Raw genomic sequence first — 22,381 nt, 5'->3', positions numbered from 1 at the left:
CCGGCGCGGTGGAGCTCACTGGGCGGGCGCGCTGCTCGCCGGGATCGCGGCGCGGACCGGGCGCAGCTCGGCGGGGCCCTCGCCGGTCTCGATCCACTCCGCGAGGCGGATCCGGTCGACGATGAGGACGCCCAGCTGCGCGGCCACGGCCTCGTTCCGGGAGGCGTGGTGCATCCAGTGCAGGTTGGCGTTGGTGATGAGCACGCCCGCGTCGCAGTCCCAGCGCGGCTTGATCTCGCCGCCGAGGATCTGGACGTGGCGGTTGCCGTTGCGGCTGCGCATCGCGCGGTCGTCCTTCTTGGCGCGCACGATGAGGCGCTTGCCGTTGGCGAAGGTGACCACGTAGTTGCAGCCCAGGTCGTTCTTGCGGTGCCCGAACTTCTTGACGCGCTTGGCGCCCAGGCCGACCAGGAGCTGGCCGATCATCGCGTCGAACGCCGGGATGTTCATCTTGTCGACGCTGCGCATGAGCGCGTGGCGCTCGGCGGTCATGGCGCGGTCGCGGTGGTGCTCGTGACCGCGGCTGCGGAACAGGATCCAGCCGGCCAGCGTCGTGCCCCCCAACAGGATCGCCACCGAGGCGAACCAGGCCCAATGCTCCGCTATGAATCCGAGAACGAAGTAACCGAGGATGAGAGCGGCGATTCCCGCTCCAACTCTGAGGATCACGGACAAGGCGGCCTCCACTTGGTTCAGAGGGCGTGCGGTTAGCGTTATGTCGCCTGTGTTGTGACTACAAGTATCCGTTACTGTTCGCTCACGCGTAAGGGCTATGTCCGGTACCCGACAGCATGGAGCGGCAGCCTGCATGTGCGGCCCGCCGCGACGCGTCCCCCGGCAGCCGTCCCCGCCGCGGGCGGTGGGGGATACTGGCCGGGTGTCGACATCATCAACAGGCGTTTTGGTGCTTCTCGGTGCGCCGCTGGGAAATCCAGAGGACGCCTCGCCTCGGCTCCGGACCGAGCTGGCCCGGGCCGACGTCATCGCCGCAGAGGATACCCGGCGCCTTCGGCGGCTCCTGAGCGAACTGGAAGTCGTTCCAGGGGCTGCGATCACCTCCTATTTCGAGGCGAACGAGAGCGGGAGAACGACGACCCTTCTCGAACAATTGTACGACGGAAAGCGGGTCGCCGTCATCACCGACGGGGGCATGCCGTCGGTGTCGGACCCCGGGTTCAGGCTGGTCAGGGCCGCGGTCGACGCGGGGATCGCGGTCACCTGCGCGCCGGGGGCGAGCGCGGTGACGACGGCGCTGGCGCTGTCGGGGATGCCGTGCGACCGGTTCTGCTTCGAGGGCTTCGCGCCGCGCAAGGACGGCGAGCGCCGCAGGCGCTTCGCCGAGCTCGCCGAGGAGCGGCGCACCATGGTGTTCTTCGAGTCGCCGCGCCGGGTCGCGGAGACGCTGCGCGCCATGGCCGCGGCGTTCGGCGATGAGCGCCCGGCGGCGCTGTGCCGGGAGCTGACGAAGACCCACGAGGAGGTCCGGCGCGGCGGACTGGGCGCGCTCGCCGAGGGCGCGGAGGCGGACCCGCCGCGCGGCGAGATCACGCTGGTGGTCTCGGGCTGGACGGGCCCGGACGCGAGCGAGGCGACCCCCGAGGCGATGGCCGCGGCCGTGGCCGCGCTCGAGGAGGGCGGGACCGACCGCAAGGCGGCCATGAAGGAGGTCGCGGTCAAGTACGGCGTGAGCCGCAGGGACGTCTACGACGCGGTCCTCAAGGCGGACTGATACTCCTATTCGCCGGAGCGAAGCACCTTGATCTCGCGGTGTGCCGCTCCTGAAGCCTCCATGCGGGCATCGGAAGCGGGCAGCGGATGGCCGAGCCGCTCCGCGATCGCCGCATGGAGCGCATCGTAGGCGCTGAGGCCGTGGCGCGGCTTCCATGCGCGATCGAACACTGCGGCATCGGGCTCGATGAGGCGGACCCCGGGCTCGAAGTGCTCTCGCACGGCCCACTCGGCTCGATCGAGGTCGATCTCGTTCCCCATCGCCATGCCTCGAAGGGCGCGCATGAACGCTGCGGGGAGGCGGGAGGGCGCGACCCGCTCTCCAGGTCGCGACACGCTCAGAGCTCGTCGAACCTGAAGGTCTTCCACGACACGGCCGCGACCACCGCCGCGAAGACCGCGAGGAAGCCGATCTGCGGCAGGACCGCGCCCGGCGGCTCGCCGTAGACCACCACCGCCTGCAACGCCTCGTTGAGGTACCGCATCGGCGACAGGTACGACAGCCACTGCACCCACTCCGGCGACAGCGCGAGCGGCCAGAACGCGCCCGACACGAACGCCATCGGCATCGTCACCAGGTTGCTCAGCCCCGCCGCGCCCGGTCCGGTCTGCGCGATCCCGCCGATGACCACCCCGATCGCCAGGAACGCGAGCGTCCCCAGCAGCACCAGCGGCGCCGCGAACCACGTCCACGCCGACAGCTCCAGCCCGAACACCAGGGCCGCCACCGCCAGGAACACCGCGGTCTGCCCCAGCGCCACCACCAGGTTCACCGAGACCTTCGCGCCCAGGAACGTCGACACCGACGCCGGCGTCAGCCGCAGCCGCCGCAGCAGCTTGTCGCGCTTCCAGTCCACGATCGTGCCGGCCGCGCCGAACACGCCCGAGATCGCGATGCCCCACGCCAGGATGCCCGGCGCCAGGTACTGGATGGGCCGCAGCGCCCCGCCGTCGGCCTCCTCGACCTCGGCGGTCAGCACCGGCTCGCCGGGGGCCGCCGCCGAGAGGACCTCGACGTTCACGTCGTCGACCAGCGCCGAGATCTCGCCCGCGGCGATCGCGCCCGAGGTCGAACTCGTCGGCGACGGGTAGATCAGCACCCGCTCGCCGTCCTGGACCACCGCGGCGTCCGCCTCGCCCTCGCGCAGCAGCGCCAGCGCCTCGTCCAGGTCGGCGGCCGCGGCGACCGCCACGTCGTCGGGGTCGGCGCCCTCGAGCACCGGCACCTCGCCCACGGCCAGGACCCGCGGGGTCGAACCCCCGGTGGAGCCGAACACGCTCGACAGCAGGACCATGAACATCAGCGGCAGCAGGATCGTGAAGAACACCTGGCTGCGGTCGCGCAGCCAGCCGCGGCCCAGGGCCTTGAACAGGCTCAGGAACGCCTTGCCGCGCGGCGCGCCCACGCGCGCCCGCGGCGTCGTCTCGGTGTCGAGGCTCATGCGCGCCACTCCCGTCCGGTCACGTGCAGGAACACGTCCTCGAGGTTCGCCGTGCGCACCGCGAGGCCCTCCAGGGCCCCGTCGGACGCGAGGGCCGTCAGGAGCTTCCGCGGGTCGCGGGTCTCGAAGACCACGGCCGCCCCGTCCGCGGTGACCGCCTCCCCGGCGGCGAGCTCCTTGACGCGCTCGTCGGTGAGCTGCCCGGCCGCGACGGTGACGCGCGTGGGCGCGTCGAGGCCCTTGACGAACCCGGCGGGGGAGTCGACGGCCTTGATCCTCCCGGCGTCCATGATGGCCACCCGGTCGCAGAGCGCCTCGGCCTCTTCCATGTAGTGCGTGGTCAGGACCACGGTGCGGCCCTCGGCGTTGATGGCGCGCATGAGGTCCCAGAGGTTGCGCCGCGCCTGCGGGTCGAGGGCGGCGGTGGGCTCGTCGAGGAACACCAGCTCGGGGTCGCCGACGAGCGCGCAGGCGATCGACAGGCGCTGCTGCTGGCCGCCGGAGAGCTTCTCGCACCGCACGTTCGCGTGCTCGGCGAGGCCGACCAGTTCGAGCATCTCGGCGGCGCGGTCCCGGGTCGCGCCGTAGAGCTCGGCGAACGTCTCGATCTGCTCCTTCGCGCTGAGGAACTCGAAGAACGCCGAGGCCTGGAGCTGCACGCCGACGCGGCCGGTCAGCTCGGGGGAGTGCGGCCACGGGGACGCGCCGAGCAGGCGCACGGTCCCGGAGTCGGGCCGGCGCAGGCCCTCGACGATCTCGAGGGTGGTGGTCTTCCCGGCCCCGTTGGGGCCGAGGATGCCGAAGAACTCGCCGCGCTCGACGCGGAAGCTCACCCCGTCGACCGCCCGGATCTCACCGGTCCTGCGGCCGCGGTAGGTCTTGCGGAGGTCGGCGACCTCGATGGCGGCGTCCATAGACGCTAACGCTAGGCCATTGTGCGATGTGACCGGCTTCTCGGCCGGGCGGCGGCGAACGTGAACGGCGGTTCCCGGCAAATCGGGCGTTCGCAGGGCCCCCCGGTTCAAGCGTGCCCCAGGGGTGCGACGGTTCCGGGGCGCGAGCATCGCTCATGCCCGGCGGCGGTCCCCTTCTCGCACCCGGCCGCGGGTCGCCCCTTTCACACCGTCCGTAACAGGACCGTGCGCCGAACTTCACGGCGCCGGCACAGGCGGCGCACGTCCAGGCAACGCCGCTGCCCGAGGGTGGGGCCATGACAGCGACACCGATTTCAGCGGCGCCGCCGCGGCCGACCGGCGCCCGCAAGGGCTGGATCGACGACTGGCGGCCCGACGACGAGGCGTTCTGGCGCTCCACCGGCCGCAGGATCGCGAGGCGGAACCTGGCCTGGTCGGTGCTCGCCGAGCACCTCGGCTTCTCGGTGTGGACGATGTTCAGCATCATCACCCCCTACCTGGCGGCCGCGGGCTACGGCTTCACCACCAGCCAGCTGTTCTGGCTCACCGCCGTCCCCAACCTCGTCGGCGCGTTCCTGCGCATCCCCTACACGGCCGCCGTGGCCCTGTTCGGCGGCCGGAACTGGACCGTCATCTCCGCCGCACTACTGGTCCTGCCCACCGCGCTCCTGGCCTACTGCGTCATGACCCCCGGCACCCCGTACTGGATGTTCGTCGCCGCGGGCGTCGCGGCCGGGTTCGGCGGCGGCAACTTCGCGTCCTCCATGGCGAACATCTCCTACTTCTACCCGGAGCGCCACCGGGGCGCGGCCCTCGGCGTCAACGCCGCGGGCGGCAACATCGGCGTCTCGGCCGTCCAGTTCGCCGGCCCCCTGGTCATCGGCGTCGCCGTCCTCGGCACCTCGCAGGGCGCGACCGACGCGGGCAGCGCCTTCTACCTGCACAACGTGCCCCTGCTGTGGCTCGTGCTCGCGGTGTTCGCCGCGGTCATGGCCTGGCGGGCCATGGACAACCTCGCGGTCGCGCGAACGCCCCTGCGCGAGCAGGTCCCGGCGCTGGCGCGCCGCCACACCTGGATCATGAGCGTCCTCTACATCGGCACGTTCGGGTCCTTCATCGGCTACTCGTTCGCGTTCCCGCTGGTCATCAAGATCTCGTTCCCCGACTTCAACGCATTGTGGATCGCCGCGCTCGGCCCGCTCGTGGGCTCCCTCGCCCGCCCGCTCGGCGGCTGGTTCGCCGACCGGCTCGCAGGCGCGCCCATCACCAGCCTCGCGTTCGCCCTCATGGCCGTCGGCGCCATGGGCGCCGTCTGGGGCATCAACGCCGCCTCGTTCCCGCTGTTCTTCGGCTCGTTCATGCTGCTGTTCACGATGAGCGGCGTCGCCAACGGGTCCACGTACCGGTCGATCCCGGCGATCTTCCAGGCCGAGGCCGCCGCCGCGGCCGGAGGCCGCGCCGACGAGGCCGGGGTCCTCCAGGCCAAGAAGATCACCGCCGCCGCGCTCGGCTGGATCTCCGCCATCGGCGCGTTCGGCGGGTTCCTCATCAACCAGGGCTTCCGCATCGCCAACGAGCAGACCGGCTCGGTCGTCCCGGCGATGTGGGCGTTCGTCGGCGCCTACGGGGTCTTCCTGGTCCTCAACTGGTGGTGCTACCAGCGCACCGTCCTGGTCGCCAAGGCCCCCAGCCTCGCCTACGCGAAGGTCTGACCTTCGATCAGCGCCGGCCCGCAATCGCCGCCGAGCGGTGATTGCGGGCCGCTTAGCATCCTCGAAACACCGACCACGTGGCGACGTAACGACCTGCGGGGACACTCGCCCCATGACCCGCACCCGTCGCCCCGCCCAGCCGCTCGCTGCGCTCGCTTCCCCGGACTCGAACGGCTCCGCCGTGCCGGACTCCTCGCGCACCCGTCGCCCCGCCTCGCCGCCGCCACCCGTCACCGGCCGCTGCCCGGAGCGGAGCGAGCGCCCCCTCCTCCCGCTGCGGACCGCCGACACCCACTGCCCCTACTGCGCCCTCCAGTGCGCGATGCGGCTCGAGGAGGACGCCGACGGCAAGGTCACCGCCTCCCCCCGCGGCGGCGGCATGTGCAAGAAGGGCTGGACCTCGCCCGAGCTGCTCGACCACCCGCAGCGGCTCACCGGGCCCCTGCTGCGCGGCGAGCCCGTCTCGTGGGACGAGGCGCTCGACCACGTCGCGGCGAAGGTCCGCGCCGTCCAGGCCGCCCACGGCCGGGACGCCGTCGGCGTCTTCGGCGGCGGCGGCCTCACCAACGAGAAGGTCTACCAGCTCGGCAAGTGGACCCGCCTCGCCCTCGGCAGCAGGCACATCGACTACAACGGCCGCTTCTGCATGTCCTCGGCCGCCGGCGCCCTCAACCGCTCCCTCGGCGTCGACCGCGGCCTGCCCTTCCCCAAGGAGGACCTGGAGGACGCCGAGACCGTGGTCCTCGTCGGCGCCAACCCCGCCGAGACCATGCCGCCGTTCATGCGGTTCCTGCGCAACGCCGAGCTCGTCGTCGTCGACCCCCGCCGCACCGCCACCGCCGAGTCCGCGCAGCTCCACCTCCAGTCCGCCCCCGGCACCGACCTCGCGCTCGCGAACGGCCTGCTGCACATCGCGATCGAGCAGGGCTACCTCGACCACGACTACATCGAGGCCCGCACCGCCGGCTTCGACGAGGTCCGCCAGACCGCCGCCGGCTACTGGCCCGCGTTCGTCGAGCGCATCACCGGCGTCAGCGTCCCCGACCTCTACGCCGCCGCGCGCCTCATGGCCGGGAAGCGGACCGTGATCCTGACCGCGCGCGGCTCCGAGCAGCACGCCAAGGGCGTCGACACCGTCACCGCCTGGATCAACCTCGCGCTCGCGCTCGGCCTGCCCGGCAGGCCCTCCTCGGGGTACGGGTGCCTCACCGGCCAGGGCAACGGCCAGGGCGGGCGCGAGCACGGCCAGAAGGCCGACCAGCTCCCCGGCTACCGGTCCATCACCGACCCGGCGGCGCGCGAGCACGTCGCCGCGGTCTGGGGCGTCGAGCCCGAGGCGATCCCCGGCGCGGGCGTCTCCGCGGTCGAGCTGCTGCGCAAATGCGGCGACGAGGTCAAGATGCTGTTCGTGCTGGGCTCCAACCCGGTCGTCTCGGCCCCCCGCGCCACCCGCGTCGCCGACCGGCTCAAGGACCTCGACTGCCTCGTCTCCTTCGACTTCGTCATGTCCGAGACCGCCCGGCTCGCCGAGGTCGTCCTGCCGGTCACGCAGTGGGCCGAGGAGGACGGCACCATGACCGACCTCGAAGGCCGCGTCATCCGCCGCCGCTCCCTGCGCCCGGCGCCCGACGGCGTCCGCTCCGACCTGTGGATCATGAAGGCGCTCGCTGCCCGGTTCGACGCCCCCGGCGCCTACTCCGACGACCCCGAGGCGGTCTTCGCGGAGCTCGGCCGCGCCTCCGCGGGCGGGCGGGCCGACTACTCCGGGATCTCCTACGCGCGCTTGGAGGAGCGCACCTTCCAGTGGCCCGTGCCGGACCCCGGCCACGACGGCACGCCCCGCATGTTCACCGACGGCGTCTTCCCCACCCCCGACGGGCGCGCCCGGTTCATCGCCGTCGACCACCGCCACCCCGCCGAGCGCCGCGACAGCGTCTACCCGCTCTACCTGACCACCGGGCGGGTCCTCACCCAGTACCAGTCCGGCGCGCAGACCCGCCTCATCGACGCCCTCGGCGGCACCCCCGACAGCGAGCAGTTCCTCCAGATCCACCCCGACACCGCGGTGCGCCACGGCATCGGCGACGGCGACCTGGTCCGCGTCACCTCCCGCCGCGGCTCCTACACCGCCCCCGCGCGCCTCACCGCCGACATCCGGCCCGACACCGTGTTCAGCCCGTTCCACTTCCCCGGCGCGGCCAACGTCAACGCCGCCGTCTCGGACGTGCTCGACCCCGTCAGCCGCATGCCCGAGTTCAAGGTCTGCGCGGTCAAGATCGCCCCCGCCTCCCGGCCCTGAGGAACGGACACACCGAGAATAGGTCGAAAGACCTACCCGAACCGGCCGAGATACCCAGGGCGGCGAGGGTTCCGCGTTCCAGAGTTGGGGAAGCGGCCGCACGGGCCGCACCCCGACCGATTGGAACCACCTTGCAACGCACGATGAGACGCACGCTGATCGGCGCGACGGCCGTGGCGGCCGCCGCCGGCCTCGGCGCCGTCGCGCTGCCGAGCGCGCAGGCCGAGACCGCCGGACCGGAGGCCGCCTCGTTCGCCCTGGCGGAGCCCACCGGCCCCTACCGCGTCGGCGCCACCACCCTCCACATGGTCGACGAGGACCGCGCCGACCCCTGGTTCCCCGAAGAGGACCGGCAGCTCATGGTCACCATGTGGTACCCGACCCGGGACCGCGGCGAGGCCGCGCCGTACATGACCGCCGAGGAGTCGGCCGTCTTCGTCGACCAGCTCGGCATCGACGCGCCCGAGGACTACTTCGCCGCGGTCGCCACCAACGCGGTCGCCGAGGCCGACCCGGTGCGCGGCAAGCTGCCGCTGGTCATGCTCTCTCCCGGATGGAGCTTCCCGCGCGCCACCCTGACCGGCCTCGCGGAGGAGCTCGCGAGCCGCGGCTACGCCGTCGCGGCCCTCGGCCACAACTACGAGGCCCCGATGAGCCTCCCCGGCGGCGAGACCAACCCGTGCCTCGCCTGCCCGACCGGACCCGACGGGTTCGACGTGACCACCGACCGGGCCGCGGACTTCTCCTTCGCGCTCGACGAGCTCACCGCCCGCGGCTCAGAGTGGGGCCGCCACTTGGACCGCCACCGCGTCGTCGCCGGCGGCCACTCCATGGGCGGCTCCAGCGCCCACACCGCGGTCCAGACCGACGACCGCTTCGACGCCGGGTTCAACCTCGACGGCAAGCTGCACGACGCCGCCGACGCGCCGGTCGACGTGCCGTTCCTGCTCGTCGGCAACGCCGAGAACGGCGTCCCCGGCGCCGAGGACAACAACTGGCCGGCCGCCTGGGAGCAGATGTCGGACTGGAGGCGCTGGATCCAGGTCGAGCAGACCACCCACAGCTCCTTCACCGACCTCGCGCCGATCGCCGACGACCTCGGCATCCCCACCCAGGAGATGACCGGCGCCCGCGCGGTCGACCTGACCCGCGCCTACGTCGCCGCGTTCGTCGACCAGGAGCTGCGCGGCTGCGACGCCCCGCTCCTGGACGGCCCCAGCGACGCCTGGCCCGAGGTCGTCTTCCACAACCCGTAAGGCTCCGCCGCGAACCCGCGGGCCCGGCCGCGCCGCGCGCGGCCGGGCCCGCACCTGACGAAAGACACCCCGCGAACCGGCCGAAAGTGAGCAGCGGCCGCGCGTCCCGCTCCCTACCGTGGAAAGCGTTCCGGCCCGCGCCGAGACCGAACCGATCAGCAACGACCACAACAGGAGTCCATCGTGCACCGCCACCTCAGACGAGCCCTGCTCGCCGCGACCGCCGCAGCGGTCGCCGCCGGGGCCTTCGCGGTCCCCGCCGCGAACGCCGAGACCCCCCTCGACCCCGCGCCGCAGGCGCCGGCCGTCCCGGCGCCGGGCGGCGAGTACGCTACCGGCACCGTGCAGCTCCACCTCGTCGACGAGGGCCGACCCGACCTGTGGGCCCCCGACATGGACCGGGAGCTCATGGTCACCATGTGGTACCCGACCGACCAGGCCGAGGGCGCGACCGCGCCGTACATGACCCTCGCGGAGGGCACGCTCTTCGGCGAGCAGCTGCAGTTCCCCGGCGAGGTCCTCGCGTCGATCGGGACGAACTCGGTGACCGGAGCCGAGCCGCTCGCCGACGACGGGACGCTGCCGCTCGTGGTGCTCTCGCCCGGCTTCTCGTTCCCGCGGGCCACGCTCACCGGCATGGCCGAGGAGCTCGCGAGCCGCGGCTACGCCGTCGCGGCCGTGGGCCACAACCACGAGGCCCCGATCACCTTCCCCGACGGCCGCACCACCGAGTGCCTCGCCTGCACCACCGACGACATCGACTCGGTCGTCCCCAACCGCGCCGAGGACCTGTCGTTCGTGCTCGACGAGCTCACCGGCGACGACGCCGCCTGGGAGGACGCGGGAGTCATCGACCAGGACCGGATCGCCGTGGGCGGCCACTCGATCGGCGGCGCCTCCAGCCACCGCGCGATGCTCGCCGACGACCGCTTCGACGCCGGGTTCAACCTCGACGGCACCTTCTTCGCGCTCGACCCGCACAAGCTCGACAAGCCGTTCATGATGGTCGGCGCCGAGGTCCACGGGCAGCCCGGCGAGGACAAGACCTGGGACAAGGCCTGGAAGAAGCTCCGCGGCTGGAAGCGGTGGATCACCGTGGACGGCACCGGCCACAGCTCCCTGACCGACTTCGGCCCCCTCGGCGAGCAGCTCGGCGTGAACCAGGACGAGCTCGACGGCTTCCGCAGCGACGAGGTCTCCCGGGCGCTCGTGACCGGGTTCGTCGGCGAGCACCTGCGCGGCGAGGACGCCCCGGTCCTCGAAGGACCGGGCGAGGACTGGCCCGAGCTGGTCTTCCACAACCCGTAAGCCCGACCGGGAGACAGGAGCGGCCCGGCCGCGCACCGCGCGGCCGGGCCCTCGCCCTCCGTCGTCCCCGGGGCCGCGAACGCCCCCGGCGGCGACCGCTCAGCGGCCGCGGTCCGGGCCCGCGGCCCGCAGGCGCTGCGGGAGCAGGAACTCCTGGGTCTCCTCGGCGACCGGCCGCTCCACGACCTCCACCGGCCCCACCGCGCCGATCGCGGCCACGACCTCGTCCACCAGCGCCGGCGGCGCCGACGCCCCCGCCGTCACCGCTATCGTCCGCGCGCCCTCGACCCAGGCCCGGTCCAGCTGCCCCGCGTCCTCGATCAGGTGCGCCGCCACGCCCGCCTCGACCGCCAACTCCACCAGCCGGTTCGAGTTCGAGGAGTTCGCCGAGCCCACCACCAGCACCAGGTCCGCCTCCCGCACGACGGCCGCGACCGCCGCCTGGCGGTTGCTGGTGGCGTAGCAGATGTCCTCGGCCCCTTGGCCCTTGATCCCCGGGAAGCGCTCCTTCAGCGCCGCGGCGATCTGCTCCACCTCGGTCACCGACAGCGTGGTCTGGCTCAGGTACGTGACCTTCGCCGGGTCGGCGACCTCCAGGGCCGGCACCGCCTCGGCGCTCTCGACGAGCACCGTGCGCTCCGGCGCCACGCCCATCGTGCCGACCACCTCCTCGTGGCCCTCGTGCCCGATGAGGACCACCGTGTCCCCGGCCTCGGCCGCCCGCTTCGCCTCCGCGTGGACCTTCGCCACCAGCGGGCAGGTCGCGTCCACCGCGTCCAGGCCCCGCTCGGCCGCCTCGCGCTCGACCGCCGGCGCCACCCCGTGGGCGCTGAAGACCACCACGGCGTGCTCGGGGACCTCGTCCAGGTCGGCGATGAACACCGCGCCCCGCGACTCCAGGTCCGCCACCACATGGGTGTTGTGGACGATCTGGTTGCGCACGTACACCGGCGGGCCGTGCCGCTCCAGGAGCCGCTCCACGATCTCGATCGCCCGCTCCACGCCGGCGCAGAAGGACCGCGGCGCGGGCAGGAGCACCCGGCGGACCGCGGTCACCAGACCCGGCCGACCGTGCTCGCGGCCAGGCTGGTGAGCTCCTCGACCGCCGTGTCCTGGAGGTGCTGCGCGACGAGGACGCCCGCGGCCGCCTCGGTGAGGGACGCGGCCGCGCTCTGGCTGGCCTCCCGGCCCCCGCAGACCTCCACGAGCTCGGCGGCCCGGTGCAGTTCGGCGTCGCTCAGCCGCTCGGCGCCGTAGAGGCGCGCGAGCTCGGCCGCCTCCCGGCGGCCCGAGCCGAGCGCGGCGGTCACCGGCAGCGACTTCTTGCGGTTGCGCAGGTCCGAGTAGACCGCCTTGCCGGTGACGGCCGGGTCGCCCCAGATCCCGAGCAGGTCGTCCACGTGCTGGAAGGCCAGGCCCAGGCGGCACCCGAAGTCCCGCAGGGCCTCCACCTGCTGCGGCGTGCCGCCGCCGAACAGGGCGCCCAGCGCCGTCGCGCAGCCCATGAGCGAGGCGGTCTTGGCCTCCGACATGGCCACGCACTCGTCGAGCGGGACCTGGTCGCGGTCCTCGAAGCGGGTGTCGGCCAGCTGCCCCTCGATGAGCGCCCGCACGGTCTGCGCCAGCAGGCCCGTGGCGGCCGGGGCCCGGTCGCCGCCGGCCTCGGCGATCACCTCGAACGCGAGCGCGTGCAGGGCGTCGCCGACGAGGATCGCGTCGTTGACCCCGTAGACCGTCCACGCCGTCGGGCGGTGCCGCCGCAGGCTGTCGCGGTCGATGATGTCGTCGTGGATGAGGGAGAAGTTGTGGACCAGCTCGACCGCCACGGCGGCCGGGACGGCCGCGCGCCAGTCGCCCGAGACGGTCTTGGCGGCCAGGAGCGTCAGCAGCGGCCGCAGGGCCTTCCCCGAGCTCGCCCGCGCGGGCTCGCCGGCCTCGTCGGTCCATCCGAAGTGGTAGGCGGTGATCCGCGCGGCGGGGGCGGGGAGCCTGCTCGCGGCGGCCCGCAGTCCGGCGTCGATGGCTTCGCGTTCGGCGGTGTAGCGGTCGGTCAGGACGGACATGGGGCCTCCCTGGGCGGCAGGTCGTTCAGAAAGGGGGGACGGGCGTCGGCCCGGGCGGCCGAGGCGGTGCGGCCTCGGCCGCCCGGCGTTTCTAACGTCCGATCTCGACGTGCTCGAGGACGCCGAGCGCGTCGGGGACCAGGACCGCGACCGAGTAGTAGGCGCTGACCAGGTAGGACATGACGGCCTTCTCGTCGATCCCCATGAACCGCACCGACAGGCCCGGCTCGTACTCGTCGGGCAGCCCGATCTGGTTCAGGCCGACGACGCCCTGGTTGTCCTCGCCGGTCCGCATGGCGATGATCGAGGTCGTGCGCGCCGAGGTGATCGGGATCTTGTTGCACGGCAGGATCGGGACGCCCCGCCACGCCGGGACCTCGCGCCCGTCCAGGAGCGTCGGGGTCGGGTACAGGCCGCGCTTGTTCAGCTCCCGGCCGAACGCGGCGATCGCCTTCGGGTGCGCGAGCATGAACTGGGTGTCGCGGCGGCGGCTGAGCAGCTCGTCCAGGTCGTCCGGCGTCGGCGCGCCCGAGCGGGTCGGGATGCGCTGGCTCAGCGCCGCGCTGTGCAGGAGGCCGAACTCGCGGTTGTTCACCATCTGCTCCTCCTGCTGCTCGCGCAGGGCCTCGACGGTGAGCCGCAGCTGCTGCTCCATCTGGTTCATCGGCTTGTTGTACAGGTCCGCGACGCGCGTGTGGACGCGCAGCACGGTCTGCGCGACCGACAGCTCGTACTCGCGCGGCGCCAGGTCGTAGTCGACGAAGGTGCTCGGCAGGTCCGGCTCGCCGGTGTGGCCCGCGGCGATGTCGATGGCCGCCTCGCCGTGCTTGTTGGACTTCGCGGAGCGGCCGGCCCGGAAGCGCCCCAGGTGCTCGGCGAGGGACGGGATGCGCTCGACCAGCTCGGCCGCGGCGGCGGCAGGGAGGGTGAGCACGGTGATCGGGGTCGCGGCGATGACGTCGTGGTCCCAGACCGGGTCGTCCTCGACCAGGAGCTCCTCGCCGAAGTGGTCGCCGTCGACCAGGCGCCCGAGCGAGGCCTGGTCGCCGTACGGGCCGGAGCCGAACTGCTCGGCGCGGCCGTGCGCGATCAGGTGGATCCCGTCGACCGGGCGGCCCTCCTCGGCGATGCGCTCGCCGGCGCCGATCTCGCGCTGCTCGAAGCGGTCGGCGAGCGCGGCCAGCACCTCCTCGTCGTCGATGCCGCGCAGCTGCGCGATCTCGCCGAGCTCGGTCGGGATGACGCGGACCTCGTCGCCCTCGGTGCGGAACTCGACGCGGCCGTCGCCGACGGTGTGGGTCAGGCGGCGGTTGACGCGGTACGCGCCGCCCTGGGTCTGGACCCACGGCAGGACCTTGAGGAGCCACCGGGAGGTGATCTCCTGCATCTGGGGGACGGACTTGGTGGTGGTGGCGAGGTTCCGCGCGGCGGCGGTGCTGAGGCTGGTCTGCTGGTGCTCAGGGGCCAAAGCCTGCTGAGGTGCCGCTGGGGCGTTGTCGACGACGGAATCGGTCATGTGCGCACTTCCTCACGTTGAGGCGGTTAAGTCTCAAGAGGATCTTAAACCCCTATATGGGCATTAATCGAGTAATTCACCCGTAGGTGTCATTAACTTGTGTAAACTTCATCGATCATGTCGAAGCGCTCGATCGCCGTCTGGTAGGCCACCGGGTCGGTCGCCTCGCCGCGGCTGAACGGGTACTCGAGCTGGTAGGCCGCGAACAGCATCAGCGCCACCATGCCGGAGATGAGCCCCACGAGCACGAACTGGTACTTGCGGGTCGGCGTGCCGAGCGTGAGCATCACCGCGAACACCAGGAGCGCGCCGGGCACCAGCACGGTCCACATGACCGGTCCCAGCCCCCGCTGCGCCTGGAACAGCCGGTCGGTGCGGTACTCCGACACCGCCAGGATGCCGTCGCGCGTGGTGTCGAGCCGCGCCTGGACGGCGTCCTCGTCGGTCTGCACCGACGCGATCGGCGCCCGCATCGCGTCGAGCAGCAGCAGCCCCTCCGACGTGACCTCCTCCTGCTCGCGCATCGCGGGCCACTCGGCGGCGATCACCTCCTCGGTGTAGGCCCGGACCGCCGCGCGCACCTCCTCGCGCTGGTCCGGTTCGAGCGCCGCGGCCGACCAGTAGACGCCGACCAGCTCGTTCGCCTCCTTGAAGGTCACGTGCCCCGCTTCGTTCTTGTTCTCCCAGGCCGTGATGAGGACGAACGCCAGCACGATCGCGTACAGGACCGTGAGCAGCTCGAACAGCGTCGTGCCGAGCTCGTTGTTGTGCCCTCGGGCGGTCGGGGGAGCGAACCGCTGGAGGAGCGCCACGACCACGCTGGCCGCCGCGACCACCACGAGAGCGAAGAGCAGACCTTGCCACCAAATGGCCATTGATTTCACCAAACCTCGTAAAGCAGAATATTCAGTGTGAATCCTAATGAACGCCTTGAATCAGGTATGGAGGCCTCATGAGGCGCCTTATCACCCTGGGGGTCGTCGTCGCGGCGCTCGCGGTGCTGCCCGCGCTCGCGCTGGCCTTCGACGGCGGGCCGGCCTCGCCGGGGGCCGAGCACGGGCCGGGCCACCCCGATCGCCCCGGCTACCCGGACCGCCCCGGCTATCCCGACTACCCGGACTACCCGGACCACCCGGACCACCCCCACCACCCGGACCCTCCTGAACCGCCCGACCCGCCGGAGCCTCCCGATCCCCCCGAACCGCCCGACCCACCCGAGCCTCCGGACCCGCCGCATCCCCCCGAACCGCCGCACCCGCCGGAACCTCCGGAACCGCCGCATCCTCCGCACCCCCCGGAGCCGCCGGACCCGCCGCATCCTCCGGACCCGCCGGACCCGCCCGCGCCGAGTCCGCCCGCGCCGGAGCCGGCACCGCCGGCCCCGGCGCCCGAACCCGAGCCCGAACCGGAACCTCCGGCGTCCGAGAGTCCGGTGCCCGCCGCACCCGTCCCGCCGGCCTCGCCCGCGGTCGAGGAGCCGGAGCCCGAGCCGAGCGAGGCCCCCGCCCCGCCGCGGGACCCCGGGCCGCTGCCCGAGGTCCTCGCGGTGGAGGAGGCCGAGCCCGCCCCGGCGCCGGAGGAGGACGACGGGGCGACGACTCAGCGGCGGATGATGGCCGCGGTGTTCGCGTTCGCCATGGCGACGTCCGCGGGCGCGGCGTTCTCGGGCCGCGCGGGCAGGTAGACCCGCCACGACGGCGGCCGCAGGGCCCGGCTCAGCGCCGAGTCCGGGTCCGCGGCCGCCGTCTCGGCCTCCCGCTCCGCCGTGCCGTCGTCCAGGTACCTGCCGACGCCGTGCGCGCCCGCCGGCCCCGGCTCGCGGCCGCTCAGGCGCCGCAGCGTCCCCTCCCGGTACCGGTCGGTGCCGACCAGGTGCCAGTTGTAGATCGCCGCGATCCAGTTCTTCAGGTCGGCCACGTAGGACGCCAGGGCCTCCTGGGCCGGCCGGTCGAGCCCGAACTCCTCGGCGAGCCCCGGCAGCTCGGTCGCCTCCACCAGCTCGAACTGCTCCATGCGGGCGTTCGCCAGCGCCGCGGCGACGGCCACCGCCTCCTTCGAGTCCACTCCGAGGTACTCCTCGACGACGACGACGCCGTTGACCAGCTGCCCCTCGAACTCGACCTCCTTGTGGTAGGAGCAGACGTCGTTGAGCAGGCACACGTTGTCCATCGCCGCGGCCTCCATCGCCAGCAGCGGCCGGGACCGCCAGACCGCGTCGGGCACCTGCCGCCCCGCCCGCAGCCTCGCGAGCGACATCGTCAGGTCCGACCCGAACGCGTCGCGGCGCATCTCCACGTAGTCGACCGGGTCGGGCACCCGGTTCTGGCCCTCGGTGTGCAACTCCCACAGCCAGCCCTCGAGCATCTTCTCGACGGCCCTGCGGAACTCGCCGCGGGCCCGCTCGTCGAACGCGGCGGCCGTGCGCCCCCACAGGTCGGCCAGGCCCCGCTCCAGCGGGTTCCGCGCCTCGGGCGTCGCGCCCAGGTCCAGCGGCATGAACGCCAGCAGCCTGCGGTGCTGCGCGAGCGCGGCGCTCAGGTCGCGGCCGCGCCCGAACGCCAGCGGGTAGTAGTCGTCCCCGTAGGTGCCCCACGCGAGCCAGTCCGCGGACGCCTCCAGCTCCTCCCGGGTGCCGTCGGGGTCGATGCCGGCCGAGCAGATCGCCAGGTCCATGCCGATGAACTGGCGGCGGTCCCACACCCCCGACCCCGGCAGCGCCGGGTCCGGCTCCAGGAACCCCATCGCCGCGGCCCATTCGAGGCCGTGGCGGCGGGCCTCGTCGAGGTGCGGGTTGAGCCGCAGCGCGAACGGCTGCCGGAACTCGGGGATCTCGGTCGGCCCGACCTGCTTGAACGGGACCCGCAGGTGCTGTTTGAGCCCGGACGCGGCGATCCGCGCCCCCGAGGTCCCGACCCCGTTGGGGCCGCCCAGGACCCGCTCGGCCGCATCGTTCATGTACCGGCTGGAGCGCATGTGCCACTCGTGGCCGCCCGCCTGCCAGTCCTGGAGCCCCTTGGCGTACAGGCCGATCGCGACCTGCTCGGACGGGCCGAGGCCCTCGGCCGCGGCCAGCACCGGGATCTCGGTGAGCGCGGTGTTCTCGAACTGGTGCAGCCGCGAGGTGAGGATGTCGTTGACGAGCTCGGCCGCGCGCTGCGTCGCCATGCCGAAGAAGCGCTCGAAGACCAGGACCGCGTTGGCGTGCTCGCCCTCGTTCGTGACCTCGCGCTCGTACGAGAACAGGTCGTTGCGCAGGTGGACGGCGTCCGAGAACGTGTCGCGCAGGACCTCCAGGGGCCGCGCCGCGCTGACCGCCTCGGGGACCTCGGCGCCGACGGCGTACTCGACCAGCCCCGCCGACCAGGGCGCGCCGCCCACCTTGCGGCGCATCTCGAGGTACTCGATCGGGTTGGCGACCCGGTCGGACTTGATGTTCGCGAGCTCCCACAGCGACTCGAACAGCAGGTTGACCGTGCTCTCGAGGAACCGCGTCCGCCAGTCCATCGACATCGACGGGGCGGTGCGCCGCCACAGGTCCGCGAGCCCCAGCTCCACGGGGTTCTCGGCCTCAGGCGTCTCGCCGAGGTCGAGGGGCATGAACATCGGGATGCGGTCGAGGTACGCCTTGGCCCCGGCGGTGTCGCGGGTGCGCTTGAACGCGTCGAGGAAGTGGTCGTCGAAGAAGAACACCCACACGTACCAGTCGGTGATCAGGTCGAGCGCGGGCGCGTCGCAGTCGGGGTGCGTGTAGGCGCACAGCAGTCCGTAGTCGTGGCGGTCGAGCTCGGCCTCGTCCCAGATGACGCCGCCGCCCTCGGACGGGGCGTCGAGCATCCCCATCTCCTTCGCCCACACGCGGGCGTGGGCGCGGGCGCCCTCGACGTTCGGGTTGAGGCGGGCCGGATAGGGCAGGTAGAACACGGGCAACACGAACGGGTGATTTTCTGACATAGCGCTCCCTACTGGCGAAACCGGTCGTTTGCGGTGCCGTTCACTGTAGAGCCTTCCCAGCGGGGCCGCTACCCCCAGTCGGGTCCCGTGCACGGAGCTGTCCGCGTGGAGCGGCCGGACGGTGCGGACTACTTAGCACACGCGAAACATTCACCGCGCGATCGCGTAACAGCCCCGGGCGAACCTGGAGCCCGAGTCGGGGACTGACAGCGGCGTCTCCCGGACGGCGCGGCGGCAGCCGCCGCGCCTTCGCAGTCGGTCCAGCACCGGGAGGTCCAGAGCGTGAAGGTCGCCATCGTCGGCTACGGCATGGCCGGGGCCCGCGTCGCCCGCGAGCTCGGGCGCCGCGGCGTCGAGGTCACCGTGTTCGGCGCCGAGCCCTCGGCCGCCTACAACCGGATCCTGCTCTCCAGCATGATCGCCGGGAAGCAGCGCGAGTCGGAGATCGCGCTGCCCGTCCCGCCCGAGAACGTCGTCCTCCGGCTCGGCGAGGCCGTCGAGGCGGTCGACCTCGACGCCAAGACCGTGAACGGCGTCCCCTTCGACAAGCTGGTGCTCGCCACCGGCGCCGAGGCGTTCGTGCCGCCGGTGCCGGGCCTGAACCCGCTGCCGACCGGCGCCCACGTGCTCCGCACCGTCGAGGACGCCCGCGCGATCCTCGGCGAGGCCGCCAACCGCGCCGGCGCGATCGTGCTCGGCGGGGGCCTGCTCGGCCTGGAGGCCGCCCGCGGCCTGGCCGGGCGCGGCATGGACGTCACCGTGGTCCACGCCGGCGGCCACCTCATGGACCGCCAGCTGGACCCCCTGGGCGCCAAGGTCCTCGCCGACTCCTACGCCGAGGTCGGCGTCGCGTCGGTCACCGACGCCCAGACCACCGAGGTGGTCCACGGCGAGGACGGCCTGACGCTGGTGCTCGCCGACGGGCGCACCGTCACCGGCCAGCTCCTGGTCGTCTCCTGCGGCGTCAAGCCGAACACCGCGCTCGCGGCGTCCATGGGCGTCGCCTGCGGCCGCGCGGTGGTCATCGACGACCAGTGCCGCACCTCCCACCCGGACGTGTTCGCGGTGGGCGACTGCGCCGAGCACCGCGGCATCCCCTACGGGCTCGTCGGCCCCGCCTGGGAGCAGGCGGACGTGGTCGTCGACCTCCTCTCGGGCGCGAACCCGGACGCGGCCTACGAGGGCTCGCGCCTGGTGACCCGCCTCAAGGCCTCGGGCATCGACCTGGCCGCGATGGGCGAGGTCGAGGGCGACGAGGTCGTCTCCTTCGCCGACCCGCGCCGCGGCACCTACGCCCGCCTGGTGATCGACGCCGAGGGCCGCCTCGCCGGGGCGGTCATGCTCGGCGACAACCCGATGGTCGGCCAGGTGGTCCAGCTGTTCGACACCGGCGACCCGGTGCCGCACGACCGCCGCACCCTCCTGATGGGACGGCCCGGCGAGTCCGTGTCGGTCGCCCCCGACACGCCGGCGTCCATGCCCGACGAGGTCGTGGTCTGCCGCTGCAACAACGTCACCAAAGGGGAGCTCGGCGCCGCGTTCCTCGACGGGGCGCGCACCCCCGAGGCCCTGTCGGAGGCGACGCAGGCCTCGACCGGCTGCGGCACGTGCGCCGAGGACGTCGCCGGGATCTGTAAGTGGCTGGGCGGCACCGTCGCCGGTCTGGGCCGGGCCGCCGAGGACATCGGCGCCGCGCAACTGAACGAGGTGTCAGCATGAGCAAACTGGTAGTCATCGGCGACGGCATGGTCGGCCGCCGGTTCCTGGAGGCGGTCGTCCAGCGCGACCCGTCCTGGGACGTCACGGTCCTCGCCGAGGAGCCCCGGCCGGCCTACGACCGGGTGCGCCTGTCGGCGTTCTTCGACGGCGTCGGCGCCGAGGAGCTCTCGCTCGCCTCGGACCTGCCCGGCGTCGACGTGCGCCTCGGCGAACCCGCGACCTCGGTGGACCGCGAGGCCCGCGTCGTCCGCTCCGAGCGGGGCGAGTACGCCTACGACAAGCTCGTGTTCGCGACCGGCTCGTACGCGTTCGTGCCGCCCGTGGCGGGCGCCGACCTCGACGGCGTGTTCGTCTACCGCACCATCGAGGACCTGGAGGCGATCAGGGCCCGCGCCGCCGGGCGCCGCCACGGCGTCGTCATCGGCGGCGGCCTGCTCGGCCTCGAGGCCGCCAACGCCCTGAATCTCCTGGGCCTGGAGACGCGGATCGTGGAGTTCGCGCCGTGGCTCATGGCCCGCCAGCTCGACGAGGCCGGCGGCGGCGTCCTCAAGCAGCACATCGAGAAGCTCGGCATCACCGTGGACTGCGGCACCGGCGCCACCGCGATCGAGGCCGTCGACGGGCGCCTGCGCATGGCGACCAACCGCGACGACCTCGTGCTCGACACCGACCTCATCGTCTTCGCGGCGGGCGTGCGCCCCCGCGACCAGCTCGCCCGCGAGTGCGGCATCGCGGTCGGCGAGCGCGGCGGCATCACCACCGACCTCGCCTGCCGGACCTCCGACCCGGACGTGTACGCCATCGGCGAGGTCGCCGCCATGGAAGGCGTCTGCTACGGGCTCGTCGCCCCCGGCTACGCGATGGCCGAGGTCGTCGCCGACCGCCTCGCGGGCGGCGAGGCCACCTTCCCCGGCGCGGACATGTCGACCAAGCTCAAGCTCCTCGGCGTCGACGTCGCCCAGTTCGGCGCCTTCGACGGCCCGCTCGCCACCACCTACCTCGACCCGGCCGGCGGCACCTACGCCAAGCTCGTCCTCTCCGACGACGCCGCCACCCTCCTCGGCGGGATGCTCGTCGGCAACGCCGAGCCCTACCCCCTCCTGCGGGCCTCGGTCGGCGGCAAGGTCCCCGGCGCACTCGCCGACCTCCTCTCCTCCGGCGAGGTCGAAGGGACGCTCCCGGACGCCGCCCAGGTCTGCTCCTGCAACGCGGTCACCAAGGGCCGCATCATGGGCGCCATCGCCGAAGGCTGCTGCGACGTCGCCGAGCTCAAGGCCTGCACCAAGGCCGGCACCTCCTGCGGCTCGTGCGTCCCGATGCTCAAGCAGCTCCTCGCCGAAGGCGGCGTCGAGGTCTCCAAGGCCGTGTGCGAGCACTTCACCCAGTCCCGCGCCGAACTCTTCGACATCGTCAAGGTCACCGGCATCACCACCTTCTCCGAGCTCATCGCCCGCCACGGCACCGGCGCGGGCTGCGACCTGTGCAAGCCCGCGGTCGCCTCGATCCTCGCGAGCCTCGGCGGCGGCCACATCCTCGAGGGCGAGCAGGCCGCCCTCCAGGACACCAACGACCACTTCCTGGCGAACCTCCAGCGCAACGGCACCTACTCGGTCGTCCCGCGCATCCCCGGCGGCGAGATCACCCCCGACAGGCTCATCGTCATCGGCGAGGTCGCCAAGGAGTTCGACCTCTACACCAAGATCACCGGCGGCCAGCGCATCGACATGTTCGGCGCCCGCGTCGAGGACCTGCCGAAGATCTGGCGCAGGCTCGTCGACGCCGGGTTCGAGTCCGGGCACGCCTACGGCAAGGCCCTGCGCACCGTCAAGTCCTGCGTCGGCACCGACTGGTGCCGCTACGGCGTCCAGGACTCGGTCAAGATGGCCATCGACCTCGAACTGCGCTACCGGGGCCTGCGCAGCCCCCACAAGCTCAAGTCCGCCGTCTCCGGGTGCGCCCGCGAGTGCGCCGAGGCCCGGAGCAAGGACTTCGGGGTCATCGCCACCGAGCACGGCTGGAACCTCTACGTGGGCGGCAACGGCGGCTTCACGCCCCGCCACGCCGACCTGCTCCTGTCCGACGTGGACTCCGAGACCCTGGTGCGCACCATCGACCGGTTCCTGATGTTCTACATCTCCACCGCCGACCGCCTCCAGCGCACCTCGAAATGGGTCGAGGGCCTCGAAGGCGGCCTCGACTACCTCCGCGAGGTCGTCGTCGACGACCGGCTCGGCATCTGCGCCGAGCTCGACGCCCTCATGGAGCAGCACGTCGCGAACTACGCCGACGAGTGGAAGGGCGTCATCGACGACCCCGAGAAGCTCCAGCGGTTCGTCTCCTTCGTCAACGCCCCCGAGGCGCCCGACCCCTCGATCGAGTTCGAGACCGTCCGGGGCCAGAAGTTCCCGGCCGGGACCACCGCCCGCTCGCACGCTCAGCCGGTGCTGCTCGGCACTCCGGAAAGGAAGTAACC

The 22,381-nt window shown here is 72.8% G+C and carries 17 protein-coding genes; 8 read left to right on the top strand and 9 right to left on the bottom strand.

The window, feature by feature from the left end; translation table 11 throughout:
- Positions 1-15: 15 nt before the first annotated feature.
- Positions 16-576, bottom strand: a complete 561-nt coding sequence (locus LO763_RS21240; RefSeq protein ID WP_230788525.1) for a restriction endonuclease — start codon at positions 574-576, stop codon at positions 16-18.
- A gap of 301 nt (positions 577-877) precedes the next feature.
- Between LO763_RS21240 and rsmI the strand changes: the two genes are divergently transcribed.
- Entirely contained in the window at positions 878-1,729 is an 852-nt protein-coding gene (gene rsmI / locus LO763_RS21235) for a 16S rRNA (cytidine(1402)-2'-O)-methyltransferase (RefSeq protein ID WP_369432047.1), read from the top strand.
- Between the two features lie 5 nt (positions 1,730-1,734).
- On the opposite strand, the gene LO763_RS21230 is transcribed toward rsmI, so the two are convergent.
- The 3 genes from LO763_RS21230 to LO763_RS21220 all read right to left on the bottom strand — a co-directional run bounded on the left by LO763_RS21230 (position 1,735) and on the right by LO763_RS21220 (position 4,084).
- Positions 1,735-1,989 carry a PIN domain-containing protein gene (locus LO763_RS21230; protein WP_230788521.1) on the bottom strand — a complete coding sequence of 85 codons (255 nt, stop codon included), beginning with the start codon at positions 1,987-1,989 and terminating at the stop codon, positions 1,735-1,737.
- Positions 1,990-2,066: 77 nt separating this feature from the next.
- On the bottom strand, positions 2,067-3,170 hold the full coding sequence (locus LO763_RS21225) for an ABC transporter permease (protein WP_230788519.1): 1,104 nt from the start codon (positions 3,168-3,170) through the stop codon (positions 2,067-2,069).
- A complete protein-coding gene (locus LO763_RS21220; protein ID WP_230788517.1) occupies positions 3,167-4,084 on the bottom strand; it encodes an ABC transporter ATP-binding protein in 918 nt (305 codons plus the stop codon). Before LO763_RS21220 ends, LO763_RS21225 begins: the two co-directional genes overlap by 4 nt.
- A gap of 296 nt (positions 4,085-4,380) precedes the next feature.
- Between LO763_RS21220 and LO763_RS21215 the strand changes: the two genes are divergently transcribed.
- The 4 genes from LO763_RS21215 (at position 4,381) to LO763_RS21200 (ending at position 10,659) form a co-directional block, all read left to right on the top strand.
- Positions 4,381-5,796: an MFS transporter gene (locus tag LO763_RS21215; RefSeq protein WP_230788514.1), complete on the top strand. Its 1,416-nt coding sequence runs from the start codon at positions 4,381-4,383 to the stop codon at positions 5,794-5,796.
- Between the two features lie 322 nt (positions 5,797-6,118).
- Entirely contained in the window at positions 6,119-8,095 is a 1,977-nt protein-coding gene (locus LO763_RS21210) for a molybdopterin oxidoreductase family protein (protein WP_369432050.1), read from the top strand.
- 143 nt (positions 8,096-8,238) lie between these two features.
- The gene (locus tag LO763_RS21205; RefSeq protein ID WP_230788503.1) at positions 8,239-9,351 is read left to right on the top strand and encodes an alpha/beta hydrolase family protein; all 1,113 of its coding nucleotides are present in this window, start codon (positions 8,239-8,241) and stop codon (positions 9,349-9,351) included.
- Between the two features lie 183 nt (positions 9,352-9,534).
- A complete protein-coding gene (locus tag LO763_RS21200; protein ID WP_230788500.1) occupies positions 9,535-10,659 on the top strand; it encodes an alpha/beta hydrolase family protein in 1,125 nt (374 codons plus the stop codon).
- A gap of 99 nt (positions 10,660-10,758) precedes the next feature.
- Here the strand turns inward: LO763_RS21200 and ispH are convergent, their stop codons facing one another.
- The 4 genes from ispH to LO763_RS21180 all read right to left on the bottom strand — a co-directional run bounded on the left by ispH (position 10,759) and on the right by LO763_RS21180 (position 15,113).
- Positions 10,759-11,715: a 4-hydroxy-3-methylbut-2-enyl diphosphate reductase gene (gene ispH / locus LO763_RS21195; RefSeq protein ID WP_230788496.1), complete on the bottom strand. Its 957-nt coding sequence runs from the start codon at positions 11,713-11,715 to the stop codon at positions 10,759-10,761.
- The gene (locus LO763_RS21190; RefSeq protein WP_230788485.1) at positions 11,712-12,722 is read right to left on the bottom strand and encodes a polyprenyl synthetase family protein; all 1,011 of its coding nucleotides are present in this window, start codon (positions 12,720-12,722) and stop codon (positions 11,712-11,714) included. Before LO763_RS21190 ends, ispH begins: the two co-directional genes overlap by 4 nt.
- 91 nt (positions 12,723-12,813) lie before the next feature.
- Entirely contained in the window at positions 12,814-14,238 is a 1,425-nt protein-coding gene (locus LO763_RS21185; RefSeq protein WP_230788482.1) for a family 2B encapsulin nanocompartment shell protein, read from the bottom strand.
- Positions 14,239-14,330: 92 nt separating this feature from the next.
- Positions 14,331-15,113 (bottom strand): bestrophin-like domain, encoded by a 783-nt coding sequence (locus LO763_RS21180; protein ID WP_230788480.1) that lies wholly within the window; start codon positions 15,111-15,113, stop codon positions 14,331-14,333.
- Between the two features lie 77 nt (positions 15,114-15,190).
- Between LO763_RS21180 and LO763_RS21175 the strand changes: the two genes are divergently transcribed.
- Complete coding sequence (locus tag LO763_RS21175) at positions 15,191-15,922, top strand: hypothetical protein (RefSeq protein ID WP_230788477.1); 732 nt, start codon at positions 15,191-15,193, stop codon at positions 15,920-15,922.
- On the opposite strand, the gene LO763_RS21170 is transcribed toward LO763_RS21175, so the two are convergent.
- Positions 15,838-18,189: a terpene synthase family protein gene (locus LO763_RS21170; protein ID WP_230788476.1), complete on the bottom strand. Its 2,352-nt coding sequence runs from the start codon at positions 18,187-18,189 to the stop codon at positions 15,838-15,840. The two genes, LO763_RS21175 and LO763_RS21170, sit on opposite strands and share 85 nt — an antisense overlap.
- Positions 18,190-18,471: 282 nt before the next feature.
- Between LO763_RS21170 and LO763_RS21165 the strand changes: the two genes are divergently transcribed.
- The gene (locus LO763_RS21165; protein WP_230788474.1) at positions 18,472-19,908 is read left to right on the top strand and encodes an FAD-dependent oxidoreductase; all 1,437 of its coding nucleotides are present in this window, start codon (positions 18,472-18,474) and stop codon (positions 19,906-19,908) included.
- On the top strand, positions 19,905-22,379 hold the full coding sequence (gene nirB, locus LO763_RS21160) for a nitrite reductase large subunit NirB (RefSeq protein ID WP_230788472.1): 2,475 nt from the start codon (positions 19,905-19,907) through the stop codon (positions 22,377-22,379). Before LO763_RS21165 ends, nirB begins: the two co-directional genes overlap by 4 nt.
- Positions 22,380-22,381: the final 2 nt, after the last annotated feature.

It is taken from the genome of Glycomyces amatae, assembly GCF_020991375.1.
Taxonomy (GTDB): domain Bacteria; phylum Actinomycetota; class Actinomycetes; order Mycobacteriales; family Micromonosporaceae; genus Glycomyces; species Glycomyces amatae.
The sequence above is the reverse complement of the archived record's forward strand: the minus strand, read 5'-3'. Positions and strand labels throughout refer to the sequence as shown.